At 68.7% G+C, this 13,516-nt stretch carries 12 protein-coding genes; 5 read left to right on the top strand and 7 right to left on the bottom strand.

Features of this window, described 5'->3' with window-relative positions:
* Positions 1-609 (bottom strand): type IV pilus assembly protein FimV (locus V7026_RS08890; protein ID WP_443082334.1); only part of this gene is annotated, 609 nt, incomplete at its 3' end.
* A gap of 112 nt (positions 610-721) precedes the next feature.
* Here V7026_RS08890 and V7026_RS08895 point away from each other — a divergent pair.
* The 5 genes from V7026_RS08895 to V7026_RS08915 all read left to right on the top strand — a co-directional run bounded on the left by V7026_RS08895 (position 722) and on the right by V7026_RS08915 (position 6,281).
* Positions 722-2,257 (top strand): 3-hydroxyacyl-CoA dehydrogenase, encoded by a 1,536-nt coding sequence (locus V7026_RS08895; RefSeq protein ID WP_334155031.1) that lies wholly within the window; start codon positions 722-724, stop codon positions 2,255-2,257.
* Between the two features lie 4 nt (positions 2,258-2,261).
* On the top strand, positions 2,262-3,041 hold the full coding sequence (locus V7026_RS08900; protein WP_334155032.1) for an oxepin-CoA hydrolase, alternative type: 780 nt from the start codon (positions 2,262-2,264) through the stop codon (positions 3,039-3,041).
* Between the two features lie 74 nt (positions 3,042-3,115).
* Positions 3,116-3,862: a Crp/Fnr family transcriptional regulator gene (locus V7026_RS08905; protein ID WP_334155033.1), complete on the top strand. Its 747-nt coding sequence runs from the start codon at positions 3,116-3,118 to the stop codon at positions 3,860-3,862.
* Between the two features lie 45 nt (positions 3,863-3,907).
* Positions 3,908-4,987: a phosphotransferase gene (locus V7026_RS08910; RefSeq protein ID WP_334155034.1), complete on the top strand. Its 1,080-nt coding sequence runs from the start codon at positions 3,908-3,910 to the stop codon at positions 4,985-4,987.
* A 34-nt stretch (positions 4,988-5,021) separates the two neighbouring features.
* The gene (locus tag V7026_RS08915; protein ID WP_334155035.1) at positions 5,022-6,281 is read left to right on the top strand and encodes an acyl-CoA dehydrogenase family protein; all 1,260 of its coding nucleotides are present in this window, start codon (positions 5,022-5,024) and stop codon (positions 6,279-6,281) included.
* Between the two features lie 58 nt (positions 6,282-6,339).
* Here V7026_RS08915 and V7026_RS08920 read toward each other — a convergent pair whose 3' ends face one another.
* From V7026_RS08920 to V7026_RS08945, 6 genes are all read right to left on the bottom strand, one after another.
* Positions 6,340-8,763 carry a GspE/PulE family protein gene (locus tag V7026_RS08920; protein ID WP_334155036.1) on the bottom strand — a complete coding sequence of 808 codons (2,424 nt, stop codon included), beginning with the start codon at positions 8,761-8,763 and terminating at the stop codon, positions 6,340-6,342.
* 43 nt (positions 8,764-8,806) lie between these two features.
* Positions 8,807-9,028, bottom strand: a complete 222-nt coding sequence (locus V7026_RS08925) for a DUF2788 domain-containing protein (RefSeq protein WP_334155037.1) — start codon at positions 9,026-9,028, stop codon at positions 8,807-8,809.
* Positions 9,029-9,036: 8 nt separating this feature from the next.
* Positions 9,037-9,831, bottom strand: coding sequence for a DUF2189 domain-containing protein (locus tag V7026_RS08930; protein WP_334155038.1), 795 nt, complete (start codon positions 9,829-9,831; stop codon positions 9,037-9,039).
* Between the two features lie 144 nt (positions 9,832-9,975).
* Positions 9,976-11,607 carry an ABC transporter ATP-binding protein gene (locus V7026_RS08935; protein WP_334155039.1) on the bottom strand — a complete coding sequence of 544 codons (1,632 nt, stop codon included), beginning with the start codon at positions 11,605-11,607 and terminating at the stop codon, positions 9,976-9,978.
* Positions 11,607-12,656, bottom strand: coding sequence for an ABC transporter permease (locus V7026_RS08940; RefSeq protein ID WP_334155040.1), 1,050 nt, complete (start codon positions 12,654-12,656; stop codon positions 11,607-11,609). The genes V7026_RS08935 and V7026_RS08940 overlap by 1 nt, the downstream gene beginning before the upstream one ends.
* Positions 12,640-13,516 (bottom strand): ABC transporter permease subunit (locus tag V7026_RS08945; RefSeq protein ID WP_334155041.1); only part of this gene is annotated, 877 nt, incomplete at its 5' end. The genes V7026_RS08945 and V7026_RS08940, both read right to left, overlap by 17 nt.

Genomic DNA, 13,516 nt, shown 5'->3' on the forward strand with positions numbered 1-13,516 from the left:
GGCCTCTCCAGTCGCCTCGCGCACCGCAGGGACCGTCGCAGCCACCGGTTTGACCTTGGAGGCCAGGCGCGCCACGCCGGCCGGGCGCGGGGCCGTGGTCAGCGACCGGATGGGGGTTTCCGGTGCCGGGTTCCGCGCGACGGGGGCACCGGGGTTGGCCGGTGCGACGGGCGCCGCGCCGGGTCGATCCGTCGGCACCGAGGTAGCCGTCGGCGCCAGAACGGGCGCCGCCACCGCAGGCGGGGGCCCGGGCCGCACCGGCTCCACATCCGCCAACAGCGTGTACGCGCGGGTGAACCGCATGGGGCAGCCGACGCGCAGTTCGACGGTGACGAACGGCTCATTGACCGGCAGGCGTGAGCGCACGCGCAATGCGCCCGTGCCCTGCGCCACGTCGCGCTCGACAGTGACGCTGACGTCCGACGGACTCAGGCGCATCTCGCCATAGCGGACGTCCGCCTGGACGCATTGGGCGCCGGTGTCGTCCCCCGTGGCCCCCGGGCTTTGCACCACAATATCAAGCGGTCGACCGATAATGACTGCGCCCTGCACCGCCCCCAGCGACTGGGCGCGACCCTGCACGGCCGCCACGAGCAGCAAGCTGATCAACGCGGATTTGGGGTGCATGCGGGGATTCCTGTGGACTGGCCGATACGCGCTTTGAGACGCATTCTGGCTGGCCGATTCTGTCACATCCGTTCCAAACGATACCGTATTGAGCATGCCCCAAGCCTTCAACCGTTTGACTTTCCGCAACATCGGCCTCGTCGGCACCGGCGCCATGGGTCGGGGCATCGCCCAGATTGCCGCCCAGGCCGGCAGCACGGTGCACCTGGTGGACGCCCGACCCGAGGCGGTGGAGGCGGCCCGCACCGCCCTGCGCGATACCTGGGACAAGCTGGTGGCCAAGGGCCGCATGACCGCGGATGACGCCGCGGCGTGCCTGCAGCGGCTGGTGCCGGCGGCGGGCGTGGAGGCGCTCGCCGGCTGCGACCTCGTCATCGAAGCGATCGTCGAGCGGTTGGATGTCAAGCAAGACCTGTTCCGCCAGCTCGAAGACGTCGTCGCCCCGGACGCGGTGCTGGCCACCAACACCTCGTCGTTGTCGGTGACGGCGATCGGCAGCCGGCTGCGCGCCCCGCAGCGACTGGCCGGGTTTCACTTTTTCAACCCGGTGCCGCTGATGAAGGTGGTGGAGGTCATCCGCGGCCTCAAGACCGACCCGGCGGTGGGCGAACGGCTGGCCGCCTTCTCGCGCGAGATGGGCCACACCCCGGTGATGGCGCAGGACACGCCGGGCTTCATCGTCAACCACGCCGGGCGCGGCTACATCACCGAGGCGCTGCGCATCGCCGGCGAGTGTGTGGCCGACTTCGCCACCATCGACCGCATCCTGAAGGATCAGATGGGCTTTCGCCTCGGACCGTTCGAGCTGCTGGACCTGACGGCGCTGGACGTCTCGCAGCCGGTGATGGAGTCGATCTACCACCAGTATTACGAGGAGCCGCGGTTTCGCCCGAGCGTGATCGCGGCGCAGCGGCTGGCCGGCGGGGTGGTCGGGCGCAAGGTGGGCGAAGGCTTCTACCGTTATGTCGATGGGCAGGCGCAGATGCCGCCGGAGCCGCCCGTGCCGGTGGCGGAGGCGCTGCCGCCGGTGTGGGTGCCGCCGCGTGCCGCGCGCCGCGCGGAGCTGCTGCAGCTGCTGAAGGATCTGGGCGCGACGATCGAGACCGCCGCCCAGCCGTCCGAGCAGGCGCTGATCGTGGTGGCCCCTGTCGGCCACGACGTCACGACGGTGGCGGCGGTGGAGCGGCTGGACCCCGGCCGCACCGTCGGCATCGACATGCTGCTGCCGGATGGCGCCGTCAAGCGCCGCGTGCTGGCCACCAACCCCGCCACCCGCCACGACATGCGCGCCGCGGCACACGCCCTGTTCGCCCGCGACGGCAAGCCGGTCAGCGTCATCCGCGACAGCGGCGGCTTCGTGACGCAGCGCGTGGTGGCCACCATCGTCAACATCGCCGCCGACATCTGCCAACAGGGCATCTGCACCCCCGGCGACCTCGAGACCGCCGTCACGCTGGGCCTGGGCTACCCGGCCGGGCCGCTGGCGATGGGCGACCGCGTCGGCGCGGCCAGCGTGCTGGAGATCCTGTTCAACCTGCAGACCGTCTACGGCGATCCGCGCTACCGCCCCGCGCCGTGGCTGCGCCGCCGCGGCGCGCTGGGCCTGAGCCTGCTGCACCCGGAGGAGTGATGCGATGACCGCCACGCTCAAGAGCCACAGCCACGGCGGCACACTGGTGCTGACGATCCACAACCCCGAGCAGCGCAACGCGCTGGCGCCAGAGATCTACGTCGCCGGCATCGAGGCGCTGATCGCTGCCGAGCGCAACGCCGAAGTGCGCAGCGTCATCCTCACCGGCGACGGCGGCACCTTTTGCGCGGGCGGCAACCTGCAGCGGCTGCTGGCCAACCGGCAGCAGCCGCCCGAGGTGCAGGCCGACAGCATCGAGGCACTGCATAGCTGGATCGAGGCGATCCGCAGCTTTCCCAAGCCGGTCATCGCCGCGGTCGAGGGCGCCTGCGCCGGGGCGGGGTTTTCGCTGGCGCTGGCGTGCGACCTGCTGGTGGCCGCGCGCGATGCGGTGTTCGTGATGGCCTATGTCAACGTGGCGCTGTCGCCGGACGGCGGAGCCACCTGGAGCCTGCTGCGCCAGTTACCGCGTGCCACCGCGCTGCAGCTGCTGATGCTGGGTGAGCGCGTTGGCGCCGAGCGGCTGCACCAGCTCGGCCTGGTCACCACGGTCAGCGCCCCGGGCGCGGCACTTGCCGATGCGCTGACCCTGGCCGAACGCCTCAACGCCAAGGCCCCCAACGCGCTGGCCAGCATCAAGGCACTGGCCAACGATGCGCTCACGCAATCGCTGCCGGCGCAACTGCGCGACGAGCGCGACCATTTCGTGCGCAACCTACACCACCCCAACGCGGGCGAAGGCATCCTTGCCTTCCTGGACAAGCGCGCCGCCCAATACCGCTGAGTGGACCGACTGCGCCGCTGGCGGGCCCCTGCGCCACACCGGCCGGTGCGGGTCACCGAGGAGACAAACCCATGATGTCCAAGTCGCTCATACGACAGCCCTTCGACGAGCCCATTCTGACAATGGAAGAACGGGAAGCGATCAACCAAGGTCGCTGGTTTTCCAGTCTTTCACCGTCGCTTCGGCACGACATCCTCCGATGCGCCTTCGTCAAACGCTATCAGGACGGCGATCTGATCGCCGCGCGCGGCGATCCGCCGGCGCTGTGGACCGCCGTGGCCAAAGGTGCCGTGCGCGTCAGCTCCACCTCCATCACAGGCAAGCAGATCACGCTGACCTATGTGGAGCCGGGTGTGTGGTTTGGCGACGTCGCAATGTTCGACGGCGATGCGCGCACCCACGACGCCTACGCCCACGGTCCGACGACCTTGCTGTGCGTGGCGCGCAGCGATTTGCAAAAAATCCTGGACCAGCATGTGGAGCTGTACGAAGCGCTGCTGCGCCTGCAGGCGCGGCGCATTCGCACGCTGTTCGGCCTGGTGGAGGACTTGAACACCCTGCCCCTGCGCGCGCGGCTGGCCAAGCAGCTGCTGCACCTGTGCCGCTCCTACGGCGTGCCGTGCCTGTCCAACGGGCAAGAGACGCGCATCGGCCTGCAACTCGCTCAGGAAGAGTTGGCCCAGTTGCTCGGCGCGTCGCGCCAGCGCGTCAACCAGGAGCTCAAGGCCATGGAGCGCGACGGCGCCATCCGCATCGAGCCGGGTGGCCTGGTGATCCGCGACCGTGGCCAGCTCATGCGTATCGTCGAATCCGAACCCTGACCCCCGGCCGCATGGCGGGTGGGTCGACTTTTTCCCCTGCCTGCCATGCCCGAATCCCCCTCTCCCGCTGATACCTCCGCCAGCCACGCCCTGGACGTCGCCGCGCTGGAGCGCTGGCTGACGGCGCACCTGCCGGGCTTTGCCGGGCCGCTGTCCATCGAAAAGTTTCCCGGCGGGCAGTCCAATCCGACCTATCGCCTCGTCACCCCGGGGCGGGCGTACGTCATGCGCGCCAAGCCCGGCCCGGTTGCCAAGCTGCTGCCGTCGGCACACGCCATCGAGCGCGAGTTTCGCGTCATGCAAGCCCTGGCCGCCACCGACGTGCCCGTGGCGCGCATGCATGTGCTGTGCGAGGACGAGTCCGTCATCGGGCGCGCCTTCTACGTCATGGAGCACGTCGATGGCCGCGTGCTGTGGGACCAGTCGCTGCCCGGGATGGCCCCCGAACAGCGCCGCGCGCACTATCTGGAAATGAACCGCGTGCTCGCCGCCCTGCACCGGGTGGACGTGCAGGCCGTGGGCCTGGCCGACTACGGCAAGCCCGGCAACTATTTCGAGCGCCAGATCGCGCGTTGGAGCAAGCAGTATGTCGCCTCCATCACCGACCCCATCCCCGAGATGGACGCGCTCATGGCCTGGCTGCCCGCCCACCTGCCCGACATGGCGCGCGACGAACGGCTGGTCAGCGTGGTCCATGGCGACTACCGCCTGGACAACCTGATGTTCCACCCTACGGCGCCGCGCATCGTGGCGGTGCTGGACTGGGAGCTGTCCACGCTGGGCCATCCGCTGGCGGACTTCAGCTACCACTGCATGTCCTGGCACATCGAACCCGGCGCCTTCCGCGGCATCGCCGGGCTGGACTGGGCGGCCCTGGGCATCCCGTCCGAGGACGAGTACATCGAGCGCTACTGCGAGCAAACCGGCTTTGCCACCCCCGAGGCCCTGCGCCGCGACTGGCCGTTCTACCTGGCCTACAACGCCTTCCGCCTGGCGGCCATCCTGCAAGGCATCGCCAAGCGTGTCGAGCTGGGCATCGCCTCCAGCGCCCAGGCCCGCCAGAGCGCGGCCGGCGCCCGCCCCCTCGCCCAGTTGGCCTGGCGCTTCGCGCAACAGGCGCGCTGAGCTCCCCTCCCCTGACCTGACCCCGGAGACCCCGATGGACTTTGCCTACAGCCCCCGCGTCCAGGCCCTGCGCGAACGCCTGATGGCCTTCATGGACGAACACATTTACCCCAACGAGGAGCGATTCGAGGCGGAGGTCGAGGCCAACCGCGCCGCCGGCAACGCCTGGGTCCCCACGCGCCTGATCGAAAACCTCAAGCCCAAGGCGCGCACCGCCGGCCTGTGGAACCTGTTCCTGCCCAACTCCCCGCGCGCGCCGGAGGGACTCAGCAACCTCGAATACGCGCCGCTGTGCGAGATCATGGGCCGCGTGCCGTGGGCGGCGGAGGTGTTCAACTGCTCCGCCCCCGACACCGGCAACATGGAAACGCTGGAGCGCTACGCCAGCGAGGCGCTCAAGGACCGCTGGCTGGAGCCGCTGCTGCGCGGCGAGATCCGCTCGGCCTTCCTGATGACCGAGCCGGAGGTGGCCTCTTCGGACGCCACCAACATCCAGTGCCGCATCGAGCGCGACGGCGACCACTACGTCATCAACGGGCGCAAGTGGTGGTCGTCCGGTGCCGGCGATCCGCGCTGCGCGGTCTACATCGTCATGGGCAAGACCAACCCCGATGCGCCGCGCCATGCGCAGCAGTCGATGATCGTGGTGCCGGCCGACACACCCGGCATCCGCGTCGTGCGGGCACTCTCGGTGTTCGGCTACGACGACGCGCCGCATGGCCACATGGAAATCGAGCTGAAGGACGTGCGCGTGCCGGCCGACCACATCCTGCTCGGCGAGGGGCGCGGCTTCGAAATCGCGCAGGGGCGGCTCGGCCCCGGGCGCATTCACCATTGCATGCGCTCGATCGGCGCGGCCGAGCGAGCGCTGGAGCTGATGTGCCGCCGGCTCAACGAGCGCGTCGCCTTCGGCAAGGCAATCGCCGCGCAGACCGTCTGGCAGGAGCGCATCGCCGAAGCCCGCTGCATGATCGAGCAGGCGCGGCTGCTGGTGCTCAAGGCCGCGTACATGATGGACACGGTGGGCAACAAGGCCGCGCGCGCCGAGATCGCGATGATCAAGGTCGTTGCCCCCAACGTCGCCTGCCAGGTGCTGGACTGGGCGATCCAAGCCTACGGCGGTGCCGGCGTGTCGCAGGTCACGCCGCTGGCGCGCAGTTACGCCAACCAGCGCACACTGCGGCTCGCGGACGGCCCCGACGAGGTGCACCGCAATGCGATCGCCAAGCTGGAGCTGGCCAAGCATCGGGTGTGCGCGCCGGAGGTGGAGATGCCGATCACCCGCGGCTGCTGAGCCGGCTCGGCGCAGGGGGACGGTTCCGGGCCCGGCCCCGGGCGGCACCCGGTCCGCGTCACAGGTTGCTGGAGGCGCGCACCTCGGCCAGGGTGGTCAGCCCCATCAGCACCTTTTCGATGCCGTCCTGTCGCAGGGTTCGCATACCCTCGCGGATGGCTTGCGCCTGGATATCGGCGGGGCGCGCGCGGGACTGCACTAGGCGACGCAGCTCGGGGCTGGCGATCAACAGCTCGTGCATCGGCAGGCGGCCGCGGTACCCCGTCTGCCCGCATTCCCGGCAACCCGGGGACCGCGCGATCGTCAATTGGCCATCGCGGCTGAAGCGCTGGCGCCATTCCCGCTCCAGCGCGTCGGGCCCCTGCAAGGGATGGTCGTCCGGCAGTTGCGCGCGGTAGTCGTTCACCAGCTCGCGCAGCCGCTCCGGGGTCACGGGCTCGTGCTGCACACAGGACGAGCACAGCCGGCGCACCAGCCGTTGCGCCAGGATGCCCTGCAAGGAGTCGGCGAACGAAAACGGATCCACCCCCATGTCGCCCAGGCGCAAGATGGTCTCGGCCGCCGAGTTGGTGTGCAGCGTGGACATCACCAGATGCCCCGTCAACGAGGCCTCGATCGCCATCTCGGCCGTCTCGGCATCGCGGATCTCGCCCACCATGATCACGTCCGGGTCCGCGCGCAACAGCGAGCGCAGCGCGTTGGCGAACGTCCAGCCGATCTTGGCATTGACCTGGATCTGACGCAGTCCGCGCTGGGTGATTTCCACCGGGTCCTCGGCAGTCCAGATCTTGCGCTTGGGCGTGTTGAGCCGCTGCAAGGCGGCATGCAGCGTCGTGGTCTTGCCCGATCCGGTCGGGCCAACGCACAGGAACAACCCATACGGCCGCTGCAGAATCTGCTCGATGGCCGCCAGGTTGCGCGGGGCGAGCGCCAGCCCCTCCAGCGGCATGGGCGCCGACGAGTTGAGGATGCGCATCACCACATCCTCCAGCCCATCGGTGGTTGGAATGGTGGCCACGCGCAGCTCGATCGGCAACCCCCCGAAGCGGCGGAAATGGATTTTGCCGTCCTGCGGCTTGCGCCTCTCCGAAATGTCGAGGCTGCACATCACCTTGATGCGGGCGATGAGCGCATTGCGGTAGTTGGCGGGCAACTCCAGATAAGGGCGCAGCTCGCCGTCGACCCGGAAGCGGATGATCACCTTCTCCCGCCCAGGATACGGCTCGATGTGGATATCGGACGCGCGCTGATGGAAGGCCTCGACGATCATCGAATTGACCAGCTTGACCAGCGTATTGTCCGACTGCTCGATCGGCCGCTCGTCGACGCCTTGCAATGAGGCCTCTCCAGCCAGCTCGACGGCCAGTTGCCATGCCTCCACGTTGGATGCGGGGGCCACGGACGGCTTGACGGGCTCGACCGCAGCCGGCACGGCCTCATCCCCCAGGCCGATGGCGCGGTAGGCCTCCGCAATCTTGGCCCGCAGGTCGGCGGCCGAGCTCACCACCGGGATCACCTTGCGCTGTGCGGTGAACTCCAGCTCGTCGATTGCCTTGAACTGCAGCGGATCCGGCATGGCGACCACGACCGACGCGCCCAGGATGGCAATCGGCAGCACCTGCAGTCGAATGGCCAGCACCATCAGCACCAGCCGCAGCGCCGCCGCGTCCAGTGGAAACTTGCGGACATCCACGAAGGGATAGCCCATCTTGCGCGCCAGCGCGACCTGCAGATCGGCGGGCTGGATCAGCCCCATTTCGACCAGCGTCTGACCGAGCGGGGTCTTGGGCTGCGCCTTCTGGCGCTCCAGCGCGCGCAGCAACTGCTCGGGGGCGATCTTGCCCAGGCCCATCAGGGCCTCGCCGATAGGCACGGGCTTGAGCGTCGCCTGCCGCTGCAGCGCGGCCTTGAGCTGCTCGAGGTTCTCGACCATCGAGACCTCGATGTGCCGCAGCGATTCCGGAGACACTTCTTCGGTGGCGCTCAGCAGCGTCTCACTGAAGCCGCTGTCTGCCAGCAGGCCGCCGTGCCGGCTCTGCACCTCGTAGCGGACGATGCCGCTCTTGGGCAGGAACACGCGCTCCGGATCGCCCTCGAGCGCCATCTTGGGGAACACCCACAGCCCGTGCGGCGTGCGTCGACAGCCATGGCACAGCCCTGCATACACCGACCCATCCCTCAGCTGCACCACGAAGGAGTGCAGCACCTCGTCCGCATACCCCGACGCAGCGTCCAGCGACGCGGGCGCGTCCCGCGGGTCCACGCGCAAGCGCTTGACCTGGTTGAAGCGCAACGACAACAGGCGATGCGGCGCCTCGACCAGAATCTTGAGCACGCCGCCCTCCGGCTGAAAATCCACCAACGCGCCGCTCACGACACGCCGATTCCACCCCTCCACGGCCACGGGCAGGCTCGGCTGCCCCGCAACGTAGGTTTCGTCGGTATCGCGGTTCGGAATCGCAAATTGGGCGTTGGGGGCCATAGGGGTCAGCCAGATGTGGGTCGCCGGAGGACGCCGGCGAATGCTACATCCCCAGTATCCATTGAATCACGTTCTTTGCCAGGAACCCCAGCATCCCCAGCGACAACACCAGGAACAGCACGAAGGTGCCGAACTTGCCCGCCCTGGACTCACGCGCCAGATTGAAGACGATGAAGAGCATGTACAAAATGAAGGCTCCCACCCCAAAAGTGAGCCCGAACTGCGCTACCTGCGCCTCGGTATAACCAAACAACGTCCCGTCCATCGCGCCCTTCACCCTCGCAGCGGCCGAATCAGCCCGGCCCGCTCGAAATCCCGATAGGCGTGCCAGCTGGCATACGCCACGACCGGCACCGTCAGCACCAAGCCCACCATGGCCAGAGCCATGCCCAGGGCCACCAGCGCCACGATGCACACCGCCCAGACCCCCATGACCACCGGATGGCTACCAACAGCCCGCCAACTCTCGCCCACCGCATGCCACAGCGGCGTGGGCGTGTCCACCAGCATGGGCAGGGTCATGACGCTGGAGGCAAACACCGGCGCGGCCAGCCAGGCCCCGAGCAGCAGCCAGACCTCGAACAGCCCCACCCCTTGGGCCAGGACCACATGCTGCACGAAGTCCATCGGCCGCTGCACCGGCGCAGGGGCCCACAGCGTGATGAGGGCCGCCGAGGTGAGCACCCATCCGGTCCCCGCCAGCCCCAGCAGCAGCCCAAAGGTCATCAAGCGTCGATCGCCCGACGACCACAGCCGCACGACTTCGGCGCAGCACACCTTCTCGCCGCGCTCCAGATAACGGCTCACCGCATACAGGCCCGACGCCAGCACCGGCGCGATGATCAAGAACCCGGAAAACGCACCGGCCAGCAGCCAGAACTCATCGCGCAGCGCCAGCCACAGAATCAGCCCGAACAGCGCCATCATGCCGCCGTGCAGCACCCCCGGCAGGGGATTGGTCACATAGTCGCGCCATCCCAGCCGCAGCCACCGCAGTGGTGCCGCCCAGCCGATGGCAAACGCGGGCTGCCGGTCACCGGCGACGGCGGGTGGGGGCGATGGGGTCATCATGAGAACCTCTCCCGGAGATCACGCAGAAATCGAACGGACCGCCTCCGTGACGGCATGGCGGCCCCGCCCCGAATTGGACCACAACCGTTGCACGGTACGGTGCCCGCGGGCCGCCGCTGTCGCCATCGAGTCGTCAGGGGATCAAGCCGCCAGGGGAGCGGCGCTCTCGAGCAACTGGCGGGTGTAAGACTCGCGCGGCGCGCGCAGCACTTGCAGGGCAGGCCCCAACTCCACCACGGCGCCAGCGCGCATGACCAACACATCGTGCGCCATCGCCCACACCACATCCACGTCGTGGGTGATCAGCAGGTACGACAGGCCGCGCTCGCGCTGCAAGCGCAGCAGCAGCTCGATCACCTGCCGCTGCACCGTGACATCCAGGGCGCTGGTCGGCTCGTCCAGCACCAGCATGCGCGGTTGCACGATGAGCGCGCGGGCGATGGCGATGCGCTGCCGCTGCCCGCCCGAAAAAGCGTGGGGATAGCGCTGCAACCACGCGGCGACCTCGGCAGGCGTCGCCGTGACGGGCAGCAAGCCAACCTCCTGCAAGGCGGCCACGACGCGCTCGCGCCGCTCGGCCGCGGACAGCCGCGGCTCGTGCACCCGCAAGCCTTCTTCGACGATCTGCTCGACCGTCAGGCGCGGCGACAGCGACGAGAACGGATCCTGAAACACCACCTGCACATCGCGGCGCAGAGGACGGTCCATCGCCCCGCCCTGCCAGGCCCTGCCCATCACCGCCAGGCGGCCCTGCACCGGCAGCAGGCCCAGAGCGGCCAGCGCCAGCGTCGACTTGCCCGATCCGGACTCCCCCACCACCCCCAGCGTGCGGCCGGGCGCCAGCCGGGCCGACACCCCATGCACTGCGGGGAACTGCCCGGCGCAAAACCACCCCCGCCACCCGGGGCGCGGCACACGGTACGTCACGCTCACGCCGTCCAGCTCCAGGCATGGGGGGGCGTCCCCGGCGGGGGCATCCGCTTGCAGACATTCGGGCCGCACGGGGCGGCTGCCCAGCAGGCGCGCCGTGTAGGGATGCGCCGGCGCGTCAAACACCTGGGCCACCGGCCCCGCCTCGACCACCTGCCCCTGTTCCATCACGACCACACGGTCGGCAAAACGCCGCACCAGGTTCAGATCGTGCGTGATCAACAAAACCGCCAGCCCCAGGCGGCGCTGCAAATCCTCCAGGAGCGCCAGGATTTGCAACCGCAGGCTGGCATCCAGCGCCGTGGTCGGCTCGTCCGCGATCAACAGGCGCGGCTCGCCGGCCAGCGCCATGGCGATCATCGCGCGCTGGCGCTGCCCGCCGCTGAGCTGATGGGGATACTGACGCGCCCGGCGTGGGGCGTCGTCGATGCCGACCTGTGCCAACCACTCCACCGCGCGTGCCCAGGCCTGCCGCGGCAGCAGCGCCCGCTTTAGGAGCAGCACCTCGGCGATCTGCTCCCCCAGGGGGTACAGCGGATCGAGCGCCGTCATCGGCTCCTGAAAAACATACGCCACCGCATCGCCGCGCAAGGCGCGCAGCGCGCGCTCCGGCAGCGTGAGCAGCGGCTGCCCGTCGAAGCGAACCTCGCCCTCGACACGGGCGTCGGGCAACAGCCGCAGCAGGCTCAGCGCGGACACCGTCTTGCCCGATCCAGACTCCCCCACCAGGGCCACCTTCTCGCCCGCCCCCACATCGAAGTCGATGCCGTGCACCACGGCACGTCCGCCAAAAGCGACGCGCAGGCCACGTACGGTCAGCAACGGGGTCACCTGCCTGTCCATCAGTCGGCCTTTCGGGGGTCGAGCGCATCGCGCAGCGCGTCACCCATGAAGGTGAGCAGCGTCAACGTCAGCACCAGAACACCAAAGGTGGACAGCGAAATCCACCACGCATCGATGTTGTTCTTGCCCTGGGCCAGCAGTTCGCCCAGCGACGGCGTGCCGGGCGGCACGCCCAGCCCCAGAAAGTCCAGCGACGTCAGCGCCAGGATCGCCGCGCTCATGCGAAAGGGCAGGAACGTCACCACCGGGGTCAGACTGTTGGGCAGCACATGCCGCCAGATGATGGCCGCGTGCGACAGCCCCAGCGCCCGCGCCGCGCGCACATAGTCGAGCTGGCGGTTGCGCAAAAACTCCGCGCGCACATAGTCGGCCAGCCCCATCCAGCCAAACAGGCTCAGCAGCACCAGCAGCAGCGTGACGCTGGGGGCAAACACCGCGCTGAAGATGATGAGCAAATACAGCTCTGGCATCGACGACCAGATCTCGATGAGCCGCTGCATCGTCAAATCGAGCCGGCCGCCATAATAGCCCTGCACCGCACCGGCCAGCACCCCCAGCACCACACCGATGGCGGTGAGCGCCAGCGCGAACAGCACGCTGATGCGAAAACCATAGATCAGTTGCGCCAGCAGATCGCGCCCGCGGTCGTCGGTGCCCAACAGGTTGGCGCGGCTGGGCGGCGCGGGGTGCGGCCCCGGTGCCCAGTAGTTGAGCGCCTGGGGGCCATACGGGTTGGGCGGGTACAGCGCCCAGTTGCCCCCCGTCGTCAGGCGTTCGCGCACATACGGGTCCAGATAGTCGGTGGGTGCCTCGAGGTCGCCGCCAAAAATGGTTTCCGGGTAGTCGTGCAGCAGCGGCAGGTACCACTGGCCCTCGTAGCGCACCAGCAGCGGGCGGTCGTTGGACAGGACTTCGGCCAACAGGCTGGCGGCCACCATCGCCACGAACAGCACCAGGCTCCACCAGCCGAGCCGGTTGCGCGCGAAGCGCCGCCAGGCCCGTCGCGCCGGGCTTGGGGACGCGTGCGAAGCGTCAATCGAACTTGACACGGGGGTCCACCCACACGTAACAGAGGTCGCTGACCAGTTTGGTGACCAGCCCGATCAGCGTGAACAAAAACAGCGTGCCCATGACCACCGGGTAGTCGCGGCGGATCACGCTCTCGTAACTCAGCAGCCCCAGGCCGTCGAGCGAGAACAGCGTCTCGATCAACAGACTGCCGGTAAAAAACGCGCCGATGAACGCGGCCGGAAAGCCGGTCACGATCGGGATCATCGCGTTGCGCAGCACATGCTTCCAGAGCACCTGTCGCTCGCTCAGGCCCTTGGCGCGCGCCACCAGGACGTACTGCTTGCGGATTTCTTCCAAAAACGCATTCTTGGTCAGCATCGCGGTCACGGCGAAACTGCCCAGCACCATCGACAGCACCGGCAGCGTGATGTGCCACAGGTAATCGACGATCCGCGCCGGCCACGACAGCTCGGCCCAATGGTCGCTGACCAGCCCGCGCAGCGGAAACCACTGCAACTGTCCGCCGAAAATCACCAGCAGCGCCACCCCCAGCACGAAGCCCGGAATCGCATACGCCACAAGGACGATCAGGGAGGTGACGACGTCGAACCGCGAGCCCGCGCGCACGGCCTTGGCCACCCCCAGGGGCACGGCCACCGCATAGCTAATGACGAAGGTCCACAGGCCCAAGCTCATGGACACGGGCAGCTTCTCCCAGATCAGCTGCGCCACGGGCTTGTTTTGGAAAAAGCTCTGCCCCAGATCGAAACGGGCGAACTGCCGCAGCATTTGCCAAAAGCGCTCGTGCGGCGGCTTGTCGAAGCCGTAAAGCGCCTTGATCTGCTCCAGCCGCTTGGGGTCCACCCCCTGCGCGCCCCGGTAGGCGGAGCCGCCGCCC

Source organism: Tepidimonas sp., from assembly GCF_036825565.1.
Classification (GTDB): Bacteria; Pseudomonadota; Gammaproteobacteria; order Burkholderiales; family Burkholderiaceae_C; genus Tepidimonas.

What these genes read in the sequence shown, in the direction of transcription:
- V7026_RS08935 (WP_334155039.1), bottom strand. Translation starts at nt 11,607, where the DNA reads ATGGACAGGCAGGTGACCCCGTTGCTGACCGTACGTGGCCTGCGCGTC.
- V7026_RS08900 (WP_334155032.1), top strand. Translation starts at nt 2,262, where the DNA reads ATGACCGCCACGCTCAAGAGCCACAGCCACGGCGGCACACTGGTGCTG.
- V7026_RS08910 (WP_334155034.1), top strand. Translation starts at nt 3,908, where the DNA reads ATGCCCGAATCCCCCTCTCCCGCTGATACCTCCGCCAGCCACGCCCTG.
- V7026_RS08930 (WP_334155038.1), bottom strand. Translation starts at nt 9,831, where the DNA reads ATGACCCCATCGCCCCCACCCGCCGTCGCCGGTGACCGGCAGCCCGCG.
- V7026_RS08920 (WP_334155036.1), bottom strand. Translation starts at nt 8,763, where the DNA reads ATGGCCCCCAACGCCCAATTTGCGATTCCGAACCGCGATACCGACGAA.
- V7026_RS08895 (WP_334155031.1), top strand. Translation starts at nt 722, where the DNA reads ATGCCCCAAGCCTTCAACCGTTTGACTTTCCGCAACATCGGCCTCGTC.
- V7026_RS08915 (WP_334155035.1), top strand. Translation starts at nt 5,022, where the DNA reads ATGGACTTTGCCTACAGCCCCCGCGTCCAGGCCCTGCGCGAACGCCTG.
- V7026_RS08905 (WP_334155033.1), top strand. Translation starts at nt 3,116, where the DNA reads ATGTCCAAGTCGCTCATACGACAGCCCTTCGACGAGCCCATTCTGACA.
- V7026_RS08925 (WP_334155037.1), bottom strand. Translation starts at nt 9,028, where the DNA reads ATGGACGGGACGTTGTTTGGTTATACCGAGGCGCAGGTAGCGCAGTTC.